Below are 18,463 nucleotides of genomic sequence, written 5' to 3'. Positions count from 1 at the left end.
TCTCTATAAATAGCAAGATATTAAAGCAAATTATATCATAATCCCGGAGGAAACATACTTACCCAATTAATTCATGTAAGACGGAACGACTCGCATATGGTAAAATAAAGCAGAATTTACTTTCCAGGTGAATGTAACTTCAAGCGATCAAGAAGGAGAATGAATATGAGAATATGCAGTGACAACGCTCCGTGCAAAGTCTGAACCGGACGAAACTGCACGGAGCGGACTACAGCTCGTCCGTTCGGCTTTGCACTTTCATTGAATCGTTAAGAATTCATTGAAAGAGGAGCAGAGTCATGATAACAAAATTCAAAGTCAACCTCAGGGAGCTTCGTACTTTCCTGATTTTATGGATTACACAGTCATTCTCGGCACTGGGCAGTGCAATGACCGCCTTTGCCCTGGTGATCTGGTCTTATCAGCAGAATGGATCGGCTCTAACCAGCTCTCTGTTGGTTATCTGTTCCTACGCACCTTATGTGCTGCTCAGTATCTTCGCAGGTGCACTGAGCGACCGCTGGAACAAGAAGGCTACGATGCTGATCAGTGACAGCTTTGCGGCACTTTGTACCGTTACGGTCCTTATACTGATGACAATGGGTAAACTCCAGATCTGGCATCTGTATCTGATCAATACCTTGACTGGCGTAATGAACACTGTACAGCAGCCGGCGTCGGATGTAGCGATCAGTCTGCTGGCTCCGCAGCAACATTATCAGAAGGTTAGCGGAATGCGTTCCTTTTCCAACTCACTGGTTACCATATTGACGCCTATACTCGCTACTTCAATACTTTCCTTCACCAGTATCCGGGTTGTGATTCTGTTTGATCTGATTACCTTTGCCACAGCGTTCACGGCATTGCTATGCTGTGTCCATATCCCGCAGGTTCCTAAGCGGAGCAGCACCGATAGCGAGACGATATTGCAATCGGCTTCAAGCGGCCTGCGGTATCTCAGGGATAACCGTGGCATTCTGGATTTGATCCTTTTTTTGGCCTTGATCAATTTCACCGCCTCCATTTTCAATGCTGCCCTGCCCGCAATGATGCTCTCACGGACGGGTGGCGGAGAGCTGGCGCTGGGGATGGTCAACACCGTTACAGGGATAGCCCTGATGCTTGGGAGTATTTCGGTTGCTATCCTGCCGCCGCCCAGAAGCCGGGTCCGGGTCATTTGTAATTGCCTGCTTTTTTCCATGAGCACCGAGAATTTCTTCCTTGCCTTTGGCAGAAGCACGCCTATATGGTGTTTGGGTGCAATCCTCGGATGGATATTCATTCCTGTTATGAACGCTAATATGGATGTGCTGTTCCGCTCCACAATTCCTATTGAGATGCAGGGGCGTGTCTATTCGGCAAGAAATACCTTGCAGTTTTTCACCATTCCATTGGGATATCTGTGCGGCGGTATATTGGTAGACAGGGTGTTTGAACCCTTTATGGCAGGGCAGCCGCTAAGCAGTCTGTGGGTCGCACTGGTCGGAACAGGCAAAGGCTCCGGAGCAGCTTTGCTGTTCCTGGTAATCGGAATTACCGGTGCATTATCTTGTCTGCCGTTCCGGGCGGACAAACATATCTGGAGGTTGGAGGAATAGCTTCTTCTCCCCCAACTTACCCCAACTGCAATTAGCACGGGGCGGCTCTACGGCTGCCCTGTGCTTTTTCAATTTCGTGCCGTATCCCAATCACGCTTGTATTAACATATATGTTTCCAATTATTCATATTTCATCCTAATTCAGATGAATACGTTAACATCCGGATCGTATGCTATAAAGTCTGACCTCACTGAAATCACTAAGAGGAGGAAAATGGATGTCGTTTGGGTTCCGGAAATTGGGTGTATGGTTTGCAGCTTTAATATTGCTGGCAGGTGCTTATGCGTATCCGGGTTATGAAGTGAAGGCTGAAGGTGCAGCAGGCTATTATCACACCTCAGGCAACAAAATCGTGGATTCCACAGGGAGTCCGGCCGTATTCAACGGACTCAACTGGTTTGGCTTCGAAACCGCGAACTACTCTCCGCATGGGCTGTGGTCCCGTTCCATGGATGATGTGCTCGACCAGATCAAGACGGAAGGCTATAACCTGATCAGGCTGCCCTACTGCAACCAGATGTTCGATGCAGGCTCTGCAGCCAATAGTATCGATTATGCCAAAAATCCTGATCTGGCCGGCCTTACGCCGGTGCAGATTATGGATAAACTGATTGAGAAAGCCGGGAACCGCGGCATCCGGATATTCCTTGACCGGCACCGGCCGGATTCCGGCGGACAATCGGCACTGTGGTATACTGCGGCCTATCCCGAAACCCGCTGGATCAGTGACTGGGTGATGCTGGCCCAGCGCTATGCAGATAATCCTACCGTCATTGGAGCCGACCTGCATAACGAACCGCATGGTACGGCAAGCTGGGGAACAGGTAATCTTGCCACAGACTGGCGGCTGGCCAGTCAACGGGCAGGCAATGCGATTCTCGCCGCGAATCCGAACTGGCTCATTATTGTCGAAGGCATTGAGACCAACGTTCAGGGCAACTCCAGCAGCTATTGGTGGGGCGGTAATCTGACAGGCGTGCGTAATTACCCGGTCACGCTTACTGTGCCGGACCGGGTGGTCTATTCCCCGCATGATTATGGTCCCGGCGTTGCCTCACAGACCTGGTTCAGTGCTGCCGACTTCCCCAATAATCTGCCGAAGCTGTGGGATGATACCTGGGGATACATCAGCAAGGAACAAATTGCCCCGGTTCTTGCCGGAGAATTCGGCGGGCGCAGCGTAGATACCTTATCGGCGGAAGGGAAATGGCAGCATGCGCTTGTAAGCTACATCGGCCAGAACAATCTCTACTGGACGTACTGGAGTCTGAATCCGAACAGCGGAGACACTGGCGGATTGCTGCTGGATGACTGGACCTCCTGGAATGCGCCGAAGCAGGCTATGCTGGACCTTATTATGAAGCCGGTCACCTTCACCCCTATTGGTGATCCTGGCGGACCCGGTGAAGGCCCGGGATCTGGCGACCCTCATGCCACACTGCTCTACCGTGCCGGTGAGACGGGGACGGCCGTGGGCTCAATCCGGGCGAGTCTACAGCTGAAGAACGAGTCCGGTAGCTCTATTCCGCTGAATGAGCTTACGATACGTTATTGGTACAACAGAGATGGAAACGCTGCACAGACCCTGGAATTTGATTACGCGGTCATCGGCAAAGAAAAACTGCTGACGCAAATCGTCCCCTTGGCTACACCGCGGGCAGGTGCCGATACCTATGCGGAGATCGGGTTCACGGCAGGTGCAGGCTCACTCGCAGCTTCCGGCACAACCGGAGATATTCAGTTCCGCATTCACAACACGAATTGGGCGAATCTCAACCAGACTAATGACTACTCATTCCAGCCCGCCATCATCAGCTACGCCGCGAATGACCACATCACGATTTATCATCTAGGCCAGCTAATTTACGGAATTGAACCCTAAATGTCTGAATTGACCATAGCTGGTGAGCTGTCTAATGGTTACGCTTAATGTGCAGGAGCACGTTAAGGGAGGATGAAAGAGATGTATGCGCACCATAGACAGACGCTGGAGAAGCTGGTGGAGAAGCAGGAGAAGGACCCTTCCTGCCTGGCGGTAATCACCAGTGGTTCAGTAGCCCAGGGAACCGCCAAGGAGACCTCGGATGTGGATGTTCACCTGGTATTCACCGATGAAGCCTATGAAGAGTATCACCGGAAGAATAGGCTGTCCTACGTAGACCGTGAAGTCAGCACCTATGAAGGCGGATACGCCGATATCAAAGTGATCAACCTCCGGTTCCTGGAGCTTGCCGCGGGGCGGGGCAACGAGCCGACGAGGTATGCTTTTACCGGATCGGATGTACTATTCTCCAGAATCCCGGAGCTGGGCGAACTGGTCGCCCGAATTTCGCTCTATCCTGAAGAACACCGGGAACGTAATCTGCGGGACTTTTGCGCCCAGATCTTCGTGTATGCTTTCTATTTCGCCAAAGAAGCGGCCCGGAAGAACGACGCTTACCTGCTCGCTCACACGGCCAGTAATCTGGTCTTCTTCAGCGGGCGAATGATCCTGGCCTATAACCGGATGCTCTTTCCAAGCCACAAGGGGCTGCTGGATGCCATTGAGGCTGCAGAAGCTAAGCCGAAGGACTTCCGTAAGCTCGCTGCAGAGCTGCTGCAGTCGCCCGGCACAGATAAGAGTATGCGCTTCGCTGCGAAGATGCTGGCTTTCTATAATCATGGGCTTACCTTCGAGCAGGCGCTGGGGATTTATGTGCTGAGCAACGAGCGCTCTTGGATAGAGCAGCCTCCTTCCTTGCAGGACCGTTAACAACAAACAGCGACTCTCCGATGATGGAGAATCGCTGTTTTGACGTTTGGGCCAGGGGCAGATTGCTTCTTCATAGATAAACCCGGTGCTGCTGCGCCTCGGCCATGATCAGGGATTGCAGGTGTACCCGTTCCCATGTAGCTTCCAGCTGCTCCGCCCTTTGCCCGCTCATTATTTCTGCGAAAGCCTCCAGCTGATTGACATAATAGTTCATCGGCGCGAATTCACACAGGGTGCTGCGGTTGTCCGGCAGATCATGCCGTATTTTGATTTTGTAGAAGCCTTTGACCGGCCGGAAGAAATCCGGGACCGTCAGCACCGTCTGCTCGAAATGCAGGGTATGCGAAGCCCGGAAGGGCAGCTCGAAGGAAGTCAGACATTCAGCTTCCAGACCGTTCTCATATTGCAGCGCCGCCTGAAAGGTCCAGTCACAGCCCTCCGGCCCGTCAAAAGCCGACTTCGCCCTGATTTCACTGGGCTGAAGACCGATAAGGGTCTGCAGAAACTGCAGCCAATAGCAGCCCAGATCGGCAAAAGCACCTCCGCCCTTCGCCTTGACACTGCGGTAATTCCCGGCATATCTGTCCTTGGCAGGCACGGATATTCTTGTACTGATCTTATAGAGCGGGCCGAATTGCCCGGAGTCGACTATGGACTTAAGCGCCTGCTGCCAGGGGTGGAAGGCAATCATCATACCTTCGGCGAGCTTCGGAGCGACGGAGCTTTCCCGTACCAGCCGTAACTGTTCAGCTTCTTCGGGATGCAGGCACATCGGCTTCTCTACCAATACATGCTTCCCCGCCTCCAATGCCCGGACTGCCCATTCTGCATGAAGCTCATTGCTGAGTGCAATATATACCCCCTCCAGATCGCCAAGCTCCAGCAGATCCTCCAGACTGCCCGCCACATAAGGAATATGGTAAGCCTCTGCCAGTTTCACTGCCTTTTCCAATGTCCGGTTGGCAATTGCGGTTATCCGCACCTTCTCCACAACCTGCGCTGGCTCCAGCATGGCAGGTACAGCAATATTCGAGGCACCCAGGATACCGAGCCTATAGGCAGGCTGATCACACCCGTTCTTCATACATGCGTCAGGGCAGCATAGGTATTCAGGTACAGCACATTACATTTGGAGCAGGCCGGCGACAAGCCTTCATCCAGAATCCGCCGCAGCCTGTCGTAGCGGGCTGAATTCCATATTTCCGTCAGCGGTTGCTCTTTCACATTGCCAATGGCCAGCTCGCCAAAAAATTTGCAGGCACTGACCATGCCATTCGGAGCAATATCCACCCGGGTACTGAGCGCCAGACATTTCGATGTACTGCGGGAGAGCATCGGCTTGCCCGCCACAAAATCCTCGATTTCATCAAAGTCGAGCCCCGGCTGGTAACGGATTCGGGTATTATGCCAGGTGTTGCTGTTGATCCGCTTCAGGTCTTCGGTCAGCCTTGTGACATTCTCCGGTTTGATATGGTATTTGAAGGCATGCCAGCTGCTCCGGTGATCCGGCGGAAGCTCCGCCAGCCACTGGAAGTGTTCATCGTAGAAGCGGTCCATTTCCAGGCTCGTGTCCGCAGAGATATACCACGGGAAGCAGAGCAGTACCAGATCGACGCCCTTGTGCTCAAAAAACTCCACCAGCTCATACAATCTGCCGATCATATTGTCATTAATCACATTGTGCACAGAGATCCGGCCGCGGAAGCGGCCTTGCCTGCGCAGCTCGAGCAGCCGTTCGACGCTCTCGATCACCTTCTGAAAGGAGCCTTTGCCGCGCAGCAAATCATGCTCCGCCTCGAACCCCTCGATCGGAATCAGCAGCTCCAGGTTGTCAGAGATTGCACACAGCTCCTCTTCATACTTAGGAATCAGATAGGCATTGGTACAGATCGTGGTGTCCCGGGGATGCTCTTGCAGGAGCTCCAGAATCTGCTTGGTATTCCGGTGAAACAGCGGCTCGCCGCCCCATAAATACAGGCGGGACTGCGCTTCATCTGTCTCCTCGAGCAGCCTCCGGATCATCTCCACATCCATATCGAGATTCTGCTCGGCGGTGTCCATATCATGATGATAGCCGGATTCATTCCACTGGTAGCAATGCTTGCAGCGGAGATTACAGCGGTTGGTCAGCTTCAGGGACATAATCTCCGGCATAACGGTTTTGAACCCTGGATCTAGCTTGCGTTCCCTGTGCGGGACCACCACATTCTTAATCGTACGTTTCAGGGCCTCAAAGGACTTGGCGTCCAGGCTCACTCTACTGGTAGGCTGCATTAGCTTCTCCCTTCTGCTGCGGATAGCTGCTCCGCATAGCTTGCCGCATAATCCGGGTACCGGCCCTTGGCTGACTGGAGGTTATCCGCCAGCTTCCGCAGTGCCTCACGGTCAAAGCCCATCTCGGCCCAATCCCCGTAACGGATGCCGTAACCCAGCTCCACCCACAGATCGCTGTTAATCTTCTCATGCGGGCCGAAAGGGTCCAGCAGCACCAGCGGTGTGCCCGAGGCCAGGGAATCAATCAGGGCCCCTCCACCCGGTTTGCTGATGACTGCGGATGCCTGCCGGATGACGCCATACATCCCGTCCTGGTAGTTACGGCAGGGCGGATAGTGGTCCGGCTGGCTGACGGTTACTTCTGCAAAAGGCGGGAAGGTATACTGCCCGCTGCTGTCACGCTTCCAGGTCCGCCACTCCGGATCGTTCATATAATAACGTCTTCCATGGACGGCATCTCCAATCTCCTGAGGACTGTACGCGGCAATATCCAGTTCATACCCTGCCGACTCCAGGCTATCAAACTTCTCACGGAAGGTGCCAATTCCCCAGCCGCCGCCATGAACAACCAGTCTCCCGTTCCTGGCCGCAGCGGGCAGCGCCTCCGCGGGTCCGGCATCTATGCTGCATAGAATCTCCCTTGCCGCAGGGTCATACATACTTACTTCACGATACCCCTCCGCGTAACCGGTGTTCAGCCTGCGGAGGTTCTTCCATGACGGCGAGAGGTCGGCGTCAATATAGAGCAGGTCAGCCTCCACAGGAAAGCCGGCCAGTTCACGGTACCTGTCCATGACATGCACCCAATGCCCGGATAATACAATGAAGCGCTGCCGTTCTTGCTGCTTCCATTGCTGTAATAAATGTTCCACGGCCGCAGCATCCAGGCTGCCCCGGATATCACCCGGTATTTTCTGCGAGGTCAAGGCTACGGCAAAGCTCTGCTGGTACGCTTTGCGGCTGTTGTCTGTCTGCTGTTTTTTGCTGTCGGACATGAGTGTTTCAAAAACCTCAATCTCCGCCTGGATGCCAAGTGCGGTAAGTCTCCGTTCCATCAGCAGGCCGGGGACATAGAAGCCCAGACCAAAACCAGAGCATAGAATCGTCACGGTGTTATTCATTGGAGGGTCCCTTTCTTTATCGCAGTATAGTGTAGCCCGAGCGCAGAAGCGATTCGTCCAGCTTGCGGGTGAGTCTGTGCTTGCTGTCTTCATCCCGGTAAGCGAGTGCTGCATACAGCTTGCCCTTAGTGGAGCCGGCAGACCGGGACGGGTCAGGAGGCTGAAGTGTGCCCGAAGCCAAAGGAATCACGCCTTCCCCCGCTCCCAGCGAAAATAATATGCCTTCCCGCTCAAGCCGCCCCAGCAGATCTGCATAATGAACCTCGCCCATGGTTGCCAGCGGCACCTGTAACAGGCAGGTATGCATTCCCTCCTGCTTAAGCTGGCGGTCTACATTATGCTTGATCAGACTCATCGACTTCCGGGCATTGATCTCGACCAGAGGCGCGAGGCCTCCGTCACGCAGCAGCATGGAATCCACGCATACATCACCGAAGTAACCGTCTGCATACAGCTCCCGCCCAATGCTGTGCATGATCTCCCAATAGTCTTCCCGGTCCAGCCTTTCGAGCAGAGCCGGCTCCGGGGAGTGGGACTCTCCGAAGGCAAAGCCATGGTTGACCAGCTGCTGAACGGACAATATCGAGATCCGGCCTTCCGGATCAATGTGAAATTGGCAGGAGAAGTCGGTCTCCCGGTCCAGCAGCGGCTCGAGCACAAACTTTATTCGTTTGTCCTGGTTCCGGCTGGATTCCAGGTACCCGGCAATCCGGCGCAATATCCGCTCAGAGTCCACGAGCTGATTGCCTTTGCCGGATACACCATACTCATCCTTGATCAGAAAAGCCCCCTCCTCCAGCAGCGCTTGTCCGGATTGCAGCAGCTCTTCCGCGCTATGGACAACAACAGCGATATTCGGCAGCAGCAGCCTGTCCCGCATAGCAGCAGAGTAGGTTTTGGTGTTCACTTTGCGCACAGTCTGTTCATCCGGGAGAGCGGGCTGAAGCTTATACCGCTTAACCGCCTCATGCGTTCCGGGAAGCACGGCAAAGGGCTCAAGCCATGCTCCTTCCGGTATTAACCTGTCCGGCTCCTGCCCGGGGTTCAGCCTGCCCAGCAGCTCGAATACATTCATTGCATTCAGTGCGTTCTGTGCTGTGCCAGGTGCCTCCACGCCCAGGGTTAATGGATTCATATTGGTCTTGAATGAATAATTGAGAGATTGCAGATAGTCATATTGAGCCTTGTCCATCCCATGGCGGGTTAATAGAATATCTCCGCTCCCGCAGAAGACAAACAGCAGTTCATCCATGGCCTGCACGATAGCCAGAGCCTTCGCATCAGGAACGGATGGCAGCGCAGCCAGATCTTCCTCCCGCCAGTACCGTTCCGACTCCAGGCTGCCGCAGTGTACAGCGTGCTTCATCGTACAGCAAGCTCGGCGACATACGCGGAGAAGCGGTCCACCGATTTCAAATGTTCAAGATCAAAGGTATCAAAGTCTACTTCGACATCGAATTCGTCTTCGATTCTCAGAATAAAGTTGATGATTTGCAGCGAATCCAGTGCGGCATCCAGCGTCAGATCGGAAGCTCCGCTCAGCGTCTGAAGCAGGCCCGGCTCCTCCTTGATTTCCGCGATAATCTCAATAACCTTTTGCTGCATGTGTATACCCCTTTCAGTAGGCATGATAGGAATGAATAGGATGAATATACCAAATAGTGGACTGTTAATATATGGTTGAATACGCCAAAATATTCAGATATACTAGGATGGATTCCAGATGTCTATCTTAAGGAAGCAGGAAACGGAGGTTTGTGTTATGGAAGTTTTTCCGGTCTTTACTGGGGAATATCTATTTGACTCCTGTTCGCCGGTACAAATGCTCCTGACTCAGGAAACGGTCACTTCCGTACGTCATCAGCACGATTTTGTAGAGCTCGCCTATGTGGTTCAGGGGGAAGGCATCCACCAAGCGGATGAGGATAAAATGCAGGTTATGCAAGGGGATTTGTTAGTTATACCGCCCGGGGTTTCCCATGTCTTCCAGCCGCAGGATCTGACCGGTGCAGAGCCGCTCCTCATCTACAATTGTATGCTCAGGCCTGAGCTTGGCAGGATGCTCAGGAGGCTGCCGGAACCCTTTTCTGAAGAAGAGATGTTCCCGCTCCTGGAGCTTCTGGAGGTCAAGCAATGGTTTGGGTATAGGGAGAGCAGCATGGAGCTGGCCTTATTGCTCCGCCGTATGCATGAGATGCAGAGCTGCGGCTCCCTTGGGGACGAACAGCAGCTATACCCGTTGCTATTTGAACTCGCAGACCTCATAATGCCCGCAGCCGCCCTTCCGTTCGCTCAGCAGCCCGAGATAGACTATGATCCGCTGCATGACGTCATCCTGTATATGATCAGTCATTTCAGAGAGAAAATCACACTGAAGGAGATGAGCCGCCAGATTGCGGTGAGCTCCCGCCAGTTTCAGAGATTATTCAAAATTAAGACCGGCAGGTCCTATATCCAGATGCTCCAGGAAATCCGCATGAAATATAGCTGCCTCCTGCTGATGTTCACAGAGCTTGGGATACAGTCCATTGCCCTTGAGGTCGGAATTTACGACATGAAATATTTCTACCGGCTATTTCGTGAATATAGCGGTATGACTCCTGCCTCTTATCGAAACCGGTTGCAGAGTCACTTTTTGTCGGCAAAGGAGATGATGAGCAGTGCTGAACATTGCTCCCATTAAGAGTACGCCCTATCCTACCCTGCGCAGCTGTATTGATGACTGTATCCAGTCTGTTGCAGAGTGGCAGGGCAAGGACAGCAAGTGCATGTACGGCAATGCCTGGCAGATGTCCTTCGCAGAACAGCAGTCCCCGGATCAGCCGTTAATTGAGAGGTTAGTGCTGCCGCGGATCAGTACAGACTCTCTCTCTGCATACCATGGCCTTATGTTCAATTACATAGAACGAAAGGGTCCGGCCATGGATAAGAACTTTCTACTGGACCTCCTGGAGAGCCGGCTGTCTTCGGGAATGCCGGTGCTGGTCGGCTTCGATTCTTATGACTGCCCCTGGTGTGTAGCCTTCCGCAGGCTGCATACCAGCCACGCCTGTATCGCCGTTGGACTGGACCGGCCCGGAAACATCATCTATCTGACGGATGCCTACTATGGCAAAGAGCTTGAAGCAATAGATTTCGATATCCTCGAGCAAGCCTGCCATTTCTATGCCATCTTTGAGCTTTGTGATACTTCGCGTTCCTACACAGATTGGCAGACAACACTTCATGAAATGCTGACGAATCCAGCCAATCAGGTTCAGCCCGGCGAGGTTGCTGCTAACCTCAGATCCTATGCCGGGACCTATCTGCATACAGGAATTCCCGCCGATCATTCTGCCGAAGCCGGTTCCCGCTTCAAGCTGTACGCCAACGCCCTGCCCATCAGCCGGATCCGGTTCAGCCAGTTCCTGCAGCTGCTTAACCGCGAGGCCTCTGAACCTGCACTCTCCCGGGCCACCGAGGGCTACCGTCATGCAGGAGAGCAGTGGGATCTGATTAATCAATTCATGATCAAGGTGATGTGCTCCGGCAATAAGCCGGCCGGGCGGGAGAAGATTCACAGAAGAATGTGTGAAATCATCAGTCTGGAGGAGCAGCTGCTGGAGGAATTGGTACAGTTGACGATGCAGGCTGGACGGGCCCGGTAAGTTCGTCAGCAAGCATTATTGATTCTCTATGATGAAGCATAAGTACAAAAAAGAAGATCCCAGGACTTGCAGTTTCCTGGGGTCTTCTTTTTCATTTTTGGGGAAATAGGTTGAAATTGGTGGATTTCCACATTAATATTATGTCAAATCTGTCTCCCGCCATCTGTATCACCTTTACCTGCCCTCACCAACCAAGCCACCTACAAATCACTTGTTTTTTGACAACAACTGGCTCTATCCTCTCTGGAAAGTGTAATAGAATAGAAGAAGTATAATAAACTCAGATGCCAGCTCAGTATGAGCTTATCATCATCACATCATGAAGGAGGAGGCATTCGTGGCATTTATTCCGTTAAACTGTCCCAATTGCAGCGGAAGAATTGATTACAAGGAAGGTACGATCCTCAAGTGTCCCTATTGCCATACAGAGCTTCTATTGAAGCAAAATCATGTCTACTATGTGGATCAGACCATTAACCATTATCACGGGACAGTTCCTGAGGCCACGGCCACGCCAAAGCCGTCCGTCTCTGTCTCCGTCCCCCTAAGGCTGGTACTTATCCTGTTGCTCGTCATATCAGGCGCCATCGGTACTTATTTCTATTACGGCTTAGACTCCCCTCAGCACACAACAGAAGCCAATCTGTCTGTGCGGAAGATGCCCGAAAGCGAGGTCCTGCTCTCTTTTTTGCGGGAGATCTTGGATAAAGGCTCTGCGATGCCGACAGAAGAGGAATTGGCCCGTCTGCGCTATTTAACCGTAGATCATTCGGAGAATGACCAGTGGCGTTTCACCTATAGCCTCTCCGATCCCTTCAGCAATGAGCGGGCCGAGAAGATCACTTATGTTACCCAGGACAAAAGACTGAATACCCAGGAGATCGATCAGCGGGATTTCGAAGCCTTTAAGGGGCTGACGGCACTGAACCTGATGGATACCTACGAAATCTCCCAGGCGGACCAAACAACGCTTGCCCATATGGCCGGATTAAAAAGCTATGGCGGTGCCTTTAACGAATCCTTCAGCACATTTTCCCGCTACTTTGGCGATAAGTCTAAAATTACGGAGCTAACCACCCAGCTTCGCAGCAATCAGGAATTGGCGATGTTGCTGGAATTCCCCAATCTAAGCTCTCTGTCCATTACCTATGTGGATGAGTCTGTGACGGATTTTCATTTACTGAATAAGCTGCCGCTGAAGTCCCTGTCGCTTACCTTTGTCGATGAACTGGGGTGGTTATCGTCCATGTCCGGGCTGTCATCCCTGGCCATCCATCACAGTGAAGCCACAGACCTGCAGCCGCTGTACGCCTTAACCCAGCTTCAGGAGCTTCACCTTTCTTATCTGACCAATGTAAAGTCCATCGACTTTGTGCAAAACATGCCTGCTCTGCAAACGCTTGACACGGAAAATTTGAATTTTTCTAATCTGAAGCCTCTGGCCGGAAAGACTTCCATTACCACACTCCGCCTGGCTTCCTTAAGCCAGCTTAGCTCGGTAGCGGCCGTGAACAGCCTGCCCTCTTTGCGGGAATTCACCTTGTCCGGGTACTACGAGAAGGCAGAAGCGCTGACATTGCCGGGCGTAAGACGGGTCGAAATACCCGGCGACTTTCTCCCCGGACTGAAAGCGCCTGCCGTAACCGCCCTGACAATCCGGGGCGGAAGTGAGGAGCTCGATATGGCCGCTCTGGGGAAATTCCCGGAGCTTGCGCAGCTTTCTCTCTGGGACATCGACGAAATGACCCAGCTTGACGCCCTGAACGACTTGACCCGCCTGAAGACACTAAGCATCTACGATTCGTCGCTGTATAAGGAGAGCGATGCCTTATTTCGTTTGAAGCAGGTGAACACACTGGTGTGCTCGGAATGCCGTCTGGATTTCGGCCAAAAGGCTGGCGCGGCGAACAGCGTGCTTGAGCATTTGACCTTAGACCGGCCCTCTTTTAGCATGAACAATAACTCCGTCAGTGAAGTTGACCAGGTGCTTCCTTATTTCGCCAACCTGTCCGCTCTGCGTTCCTTCACCCTGCAAGACAGCAATTTGGCTTCTCTGGACTTCATGAGCAACTGGCAGGCCATCGAAGAGCTTCATCTGGAGAACAATGCCATTTCCAATATAGAAACCTTAAGCCGCTTGCCTAATCTGCAAAAGGTATTTCTGGCCGGCAATTCCGTGTTAAACAAATCCATGCTTGGTGCGGGCGTGCTCGTGTATTAATTCCATTACTATCCAATATACGTAAATAGACCGCTAACCGCCAGAGGTTTGCGGTCTATTTTCTATTTATTGAAGAGCAGCACTTATAGGCAATGGATATAAACTAAATAGAAACTATATATTTCATTTATAAGCTGTGCATCGCTATACTGGATTTCAAAGGAGGGGAAGCACATGACTCACTCGACTTCCAATAACCAATGGCAGGCGGACACGTATGATCACAAACTGGACTTTGTCTCCAAAATGGGCGGTGACGTCCTCTCGCTGCTACAGCCTCAGCCCGGTGAACGCGTGCTGGATATCGGCTGCGGGACGGCAGACCTGACGGCTAAGATCGCGGCAGCCGGAGCGGTGACGGTAGGCATCGATCTGTCGCCTGAGATGATCGCACGCGGCCGCGGCAAGTACCCGCACCTGAGTCTGAGCGCCCAGAATGCGTACACTTACCGGGCAGCCCAACCCTTCGATGCGGTGTTCTCTAACGCAGCATTGCACTGGATGAAGGACGCGCACGCGGTCGCGGTGACTGTAGCAAGCGCACTAAGGGACGGCGGGCGATTCGTCGCCGAGTTCGGCGGCTATCGCAACGTCGCCGCTCTCGTGAATGCGACCGAGAGCGCACTGACCGCGCATGGCTATGACCCGCAAGGACGTAATCCGTGGTACTTCCCTACCATCGGCCAATATGCGGCAGTACTGGAGGAGCATGGCTTCCTCGTTACGCTGGCCCAGCATTTTGAACGGCCTACACCCTTGCATGGTGAGAGCGGAGTCCATGATTGGCTGGACATGATGGCCGATGACTTCTTCTACGATGTCAGCGCGGAGCACAAGGTAGCGATCTATCAAGCAGTAGAAGAACAACTGCGGCCGGAGCATTACCAGCAGGGCCAGTGGATCGCAGACTACCGGCGGCTGCGCATCTGCGCGGTGAAGCAGGCCAACTGAAATCAGACGAAAATCACCCAATTTTAACTTAGGCGAATTCCCTCAGATTGCGGCTCCCCGCGCATCTTTCATCCATACTAGATCGCCGACTCCGAGTTCCGGCAATCGGCGATCCAGCACTATTCATTGTACTGTATTGCCATCTACATCGAACTTCTCCATGTATTTTTCAAGGAATACACGTGTAATGATTTCACGACAACCGTTCCACCGGATGCATAAAAGCTCATCCCGCTGCTAGTGGAATCCGGTAGGATGATGTCCGAAAAGACCACTGCCCCGTCGTTGCCAAATAGCTCCAAAGAAGACTCATCCACAAGGATATGCATACGGACGACACCGTTGACGGGTTGCGCGCCCGCCTCATGCAACGTCGTAAAATTGGAAGCAAAATCCGTTCTGCCGGAAGCGGATCGATCGATGAACATCTTGTTATCGGTACTCCGATAGCCGACGACCGTCTTCTGTCCTCCGCCTTCCCGCAATCGGAATCCGAATTCGGTAGCCGCTCCAGAATTGGGGAGCTGGAGTTCCACGACAATTTCGTATGCATTTCCATTGACCGTTCCAAGGATATTGCCGGATTGCGGTGTTACCGGAACATTGTTAACTGAAAAATCGGTTCCACGCAATGAACTCAGTTCGCTTATCGGATTCTGCGCAAGGATGACGTTCCCGTTCACGGTCTTTAACGACAGCTCGCGGGGAATTGTCAATTGCCCTTTCCAACCTTCGGTCGGGAAGCTAAATGGGTAATCCCAATTTGACATCCATCCCATCGTAATGCGCCGGTTATCTGGTGTGTTGTAGAACGACATCCCAGCGTAATTCTCTTTCCCGAAGTCGGTAAGCAACACTTTGCCCGGAAGGTTGTCATTTACGAATTTTCCATCCGCCGTTACCTGACCAATGAAATATTCCGCCGACGAACCTTGCGTATTCGGGTTGCCGCCGGTACTGATCATCAGCACCCATTTTTTATTGTTTGCATTCCCGTCCACCGCAAGTTGGAACAAATCCGGGCACTCCCACACCCCGCCGCGTATATATTGGCTATATCCGAAATTGTCGGTCCACGTCCAATGAAGCAGATCAGTCGATGTAAAAAATCGAATGTGATCCCCGCCGGATACCACCATAATCCATCGGTTATTGACGTCGTCACGCACGACTTTCGGATCGCGGAAATCCCAACTGCCGTTAATGCCGCCCGGGTTAGGCACTATGGCGTCATCCCCGTAATATACCCACGTGCGTCCCTTGTCTTTGCTATACGCAGCCCCGATCTTCTGATTGCCGTTCGGCTTATTCGGATTGAATGAAGTATAATAGGCAATCAAACCCTTACCGCCCGAGTCCCCGAACAACCCTGAAGCGTTGGTTAAATCAGCAACCGTGGACCCCGACCAAATATGCCCCAAGTGGTTCCATTTCAACGCAAGCGGCATCTGCTTCCAATGTAAAAGGTCGGTGCTGATGGCATGAGCCCATTGGCCTCCATCCTGGTGGAACAGATGATATTCACCTTCAAAATACACCAGTCCGTTCGGATCGCTGGCCCATCCTCGGGTGTCCGTAAAATGGTATTGCGGCCGGTACAGTTCAGTATAATAATTGCTGTATGGGGTAAGATACACATCTTGAAAATATGCGGCCCCATTCTTCACCGTCATTCCGGCGTATCCGCTCAAAAAGTCGGCATCTTGTGCTACGATCTTCTCCGCCGAATACCCATCGACATAAACCGTAAGGTTCGAACCTATCGCCGTTATTTCAATATGGTGTTTGTTCCCAGTCTTCAAAGGAATGCCGGATTTCGATTGGATTACCGTTTCGGTGTCCCCGTGTTTTTTGAGTAATGTGACGGTATGATCGCTCGGCCGTATTCGAAGAATATATCCGTTCGTACCATCCCTGTCAGAACGGAACATCAACCCTGCGACCGCTTGCGGCGCTTGGGAATCCACCGTCACGTCACCCTCAAACACGAAATCGCTTGTCACACTGTCGGCGATACAAGTCGCTTCTGCGTTCGCAGATCCGACGCCCTTAACTATGTTCTGATTCAGCGTCCACTCGCCCCTTGACATACAACTTTTCAGATTACTAGTTCCCCAGCCGCTTAGGTTCGTGTACACGGGTGGAGTTGTTGCGGTTGCGGTTGCGGTTGCGGTTGCGGTTGCGGTTGCGGTTGCGGTTGCGGTTGCGGTTGCGGTTGCGGTTGCAATTGGAGTTGCAGTTGGCGTTGAAGTTGGAGTTGCAGTTGGCGTTGCAGTTGGCGTTGTCGAATCCGGTGTCATTATGATGTTCTGGAACAACATCGAGCTGTTCCAAACTTGAACACCTAAGTAACCTCCGGTGTAAGCGTTGTCATTTATGCTAATCACAGGTGTAGCACTGCTCCCCCAGTATACCTGGAGCGCTGATCCAACAGCTCTCACTTTCAGATGATAGGTTGTGTTAGCCGCAAGCGAAACGCTGTACACGCCCAACTCACGATCTCCGTTCGCATCCTTCAAGCGAATCCGGCCGCCTACCGGATCGATCTGCAGCATATAAGAGCCCCAGCCGCTGTTATTGGAGCGGAATACCAATGCGCCACTCCCTTGGAATTGGCGAATGGTCACATCCGTTTCATAAGTAAAATCGTTGGCAGTCGTTGTCGATAGCGCAAAGAAATTACCGCCAGACGTGAGCAGCTTCCCGTCTGCACTGTTCGTTAATGTCCCCGCATCCCCCGAAGTCGCCCAGCCGCTTAAGTTCGTGTTCACCCCAGTACCATCGGCTGTTGCTCTTGTAGCGTTACCTGTCCATAAAATCGGTATGGCAAGCATCATCGCGAGTATGAGCTTTACCCCATAAAACATTCGATTCTTCAACAACAGTCATCCACTCCCATTCATCGGATTGTGAAAATGATAATAAATAAACTCAACTTTCACACCTAGAAAATCAGCTTAAGCATATCGAAGAGGTGTTTTCTCTACGATAGAACAAAAGCAGTCATTCAATTAACTACCAAAAGAAATCAAACCGGTATTTATGGAACTCCATGTCGTCAATCACTAAGATGGTAACGCTTTCAATAAAAAAATCAGGTTCACTTATACCTATTTATTCCGCATTGTCTTTACCCTGTTGTTTAACCAGAAGACCTGATTCCGATTGTTGGAGAGCAGCGAACGTGAGTCCTTCCATGGTAAGGATGCCGTTTATCGCTTCCTCCATCAAGTTTCGCTGGCAGTCCGTTTACTATATGAAATTCATTCATTTCTGCAAGCACGGTATCTTCATATGCATCTTGACTCTTTCGAGTCTTTTGTGACGACACGACAGGATTCACTTCACGTTACGGCCTGCTGGTTTGCTCGCCCTTCCTCTAGAAGGTACTTTTGCACAGGGCTTCAACCTTAGGATCTCTCCACCAGTTGCGTGCCAGCTACGAGGCGACTTGGCTCCTACCTCGACCGGACTTTCTCCGGCTAGTTGTGCCTAGCTTGGCTAGGTGCGCAATTGATCAAAACCCTTCCGCCAACAAGCATGCTGTAAACGAATTGACTTTCTCGATTAACCCCCCCCATTCTGGATTGCTTTTGCCCATTACGATATCATCCTATCAAATGAAAGAGGCGATTACATTCAATATTCTCTGTTCATACTTTTAAATATTATAATCTACTTGTACGTTACCTCACCTCAGAACTAACCTACCCTATTCTGGGGTTGTTCTTTATGGCTTGTACGATAATCAATTTCTAGGAAAGGATTGGAAGTGAAAGTGCATCTGAAGCTTCGTAGAAAGGGCTACTGGGAAAAGAAAAGCCGAGCGATAATCAGGGGAATGCCTGAAGATTGCTCGGCTTATAGGTAAACATTAAGTGATCAGAGGTCAGTTTAT

General features: G+C 52.0%; 13 protein-coding genes. 7 read left to right on the top strand and 6 right to left on the bottom strand.

The annotated features are described in order from the left end of the window. Positions 1 to 299: 299 nt before the first annotated feature. The 3 genes from P40081_RS03910 to P40081_RS03900 all read left to right on the top strand — a co-directional run bounded on the left by P40081_RS03910 (position 300) and on the right by P40081_RS03900 (position 4,351). A complete protein-coding gene (locus P40081_RS03910) occupies positions 300 to 1,598 on the top strand; it encodes an MFS transporter (protein ID WP_042133467.1) in 1,299 nt (432 codons plus the stop codon). Positions 1,599 to 1,816: 218 nt separating this feature from the next. Beyond that, a complete protein-coding gene (locus P40081_RS03905) occupies positions 1,817 to 3,481 on the top strand; it encodes a cellulase family glycosylhydrolase (RefSeq protein ID WP_052421660.1) in 1,665 nt (554 codons plus the stop codon). 81 nt (positions 3,482 to 3,562) lie between these two features. Then, positions 3,563 to 4,351, top strand: coding sequence for a nucleotidyltransferase domain-containing protein (locus P40081_RS03900; protein WP_042133465.1), 789 nt, complete (start codon positions 3,563 to 3,565; stop codon positions 4,349 to 4,351). A 70-nt stretch (positions 4,352 to 4,421) separates the two neighbouring features. Here P40081_RS03900 and P40081_RS03895 read toward each other — a convergent pair whose 3' ends face one another. Genes P40081_RS03895 through P40081_RS03875 form a run of 5 tightly spaced genes read right to left on the bottom strand, consistent with a single transcriptional unit; the run spans position 4,422 to position 9,351 of the window. After that, a complete protein-coding gene (locus P40081_RS03895; protein ID WP_042133464.1) occupies positions 4,422 to 5,435 on the bottom strand; it encodes a Gfo/Idh/MocA family protein in 1,014 nt (337 codons plus the stop codon). Continuing rightward, positions 5,432 to 6,625, bottom strand: coding sequence for a radical SAM/SPASM domain-containing protein (locus P40081_RS03890; protein ID WP_042133462.1), 1,194 nt, complete (start codon positions 6,623 to 6,625; stop codon positions 5,432 to 5,434). Before P40081_RS03890 ends, P40081_RS03895 begins: the two co-directional genes overlap by 4 nt. Beyond that, a complete protein-coding gene (locus P40081_RS03885; RefSeq protein ID WP_042133460.1) occupies positions 6,625 to 7,746 on the bottom strand; it encodes a glycosyltransferase family protein in 1,122 nt (373 codons plus the stop codon). Before P40081_RS03885 ends, P40081_RS03890 begins: the two co-directional genes overlap by 1 nt. A gap of 16 nt (positions 7,747 to 7,762) precedes the next feature. Then, a complete protein-coding gene (locus tag P40081_RS03880) occupies positions 7,763 to 9,112 on the bottom strand; it encodes an ATP-grasp domain-containing protein (RefSeq protein WP_042133458.1) in 1,350 nt (449 codons plus the stop codon). Further along, positions 9,109 to 9,351, bottom strand: a complete 243-nt coding sequence (locus P40081_RS03875; RefSeq protein WP_042133457.1) for an acyl carrier protein — start codon at positions 9,349 to 9,351, stop codon at positions 9,109 to 9,111. Before P40081_RS03875 ends, P40081_RS03880 begins: the two co-directional genes overlap by 4 nt. Before the next feature lie 157 nt (positions 9,352 to 9,508). Between P40081_RS03875 and P40081_RS03870 the strand changes: the two genes are divergently transcribed. The 4 genes from P40081_RS03870 (at position 9,509) to P40081_RS03855 (ending at position 14,565) form a co-directional block, all read left to right on the top strand. Next, positions 9,509 to 10,429, top strand: a complete 921-nt coding sequence (locus tag P40081_RS03870; RefSeq protein ID WP_171719890.1) for an AraC family transcriptional regulator — start codon at positions 9,509 to 9,511, stop codon at positions 10,427 to 10,429. Further along, complete coding sequence (locus P40081_RS03865; protein ID WP_042133454.1) at positions 10,407 to 11,393, top strand: hypothetical protein; 987 nt, start codon at positions 10,407 to 10,409, stop codon at positions 11,391 to 11,393. The genes P40081_RS03870 and P40081_RS03865 overlap by 23 nt, the downstream gene beginning before the upstream one ends. Positions 11,394 to 11,730: 337 nt before the next feature. After that, positions 11,731 to 13,614 (top strand): leucine-rich repeat domain-containing protein, encoded by a 1,884-nt coding sequence (locus P40081_RS03860; RefSeq protein WP_042133452.1) that lies wholly within the window; start codon positions 11,731 to 11,733, stop codon positions 13,612 to 13,614. A 174-nt stretch (positions 13,615 to 13,788) separates the two neighbouring features. Next, on the top strand, positions 13,789 to 14,565 hold the full coding sequence (locus P40081_RS03855) for a class I SAM-dependent methyltransferase (RefSeq protein WP_042133450.1): 777 nt from the start codon (positions 13,789 to 13,791) through the stop codon (positions 14,563 to 14,565). 143 nt (positions 14,566 to 14,708) lie between these two features. Here P40081_RS03855 and P40081_RS03850 read toward each other — a convergent pair whose 3' ends face one another. Next, entirely contained in the window at positions 14,709 to 17,447 is a 2,739-nt protein-coding gene (locus P40081_RS03850) for a glycoside hydrolase family 32 protein (protein WP_052421659.1), read from the bottom strand. Between the last annotated feature and the right edge of the window lie 1,016 nt (positions 17,448 to 18,463).

The organism is Paenibacillus sp. FSL P4-0081, assembly GCF_000758565.1.
GTDB lineage: Bacteria > Bacillota > Bacilli > Paenibacillales > Paenibacillaceae > Paenibacillus_AQ > Paenibacillus_AQ phytohabitans.
The sequence above is the reverse complement of the archived record's forward strand: the minus strand, read 5'-3'. Positions and strand labels throughout refer to the sequence as shown.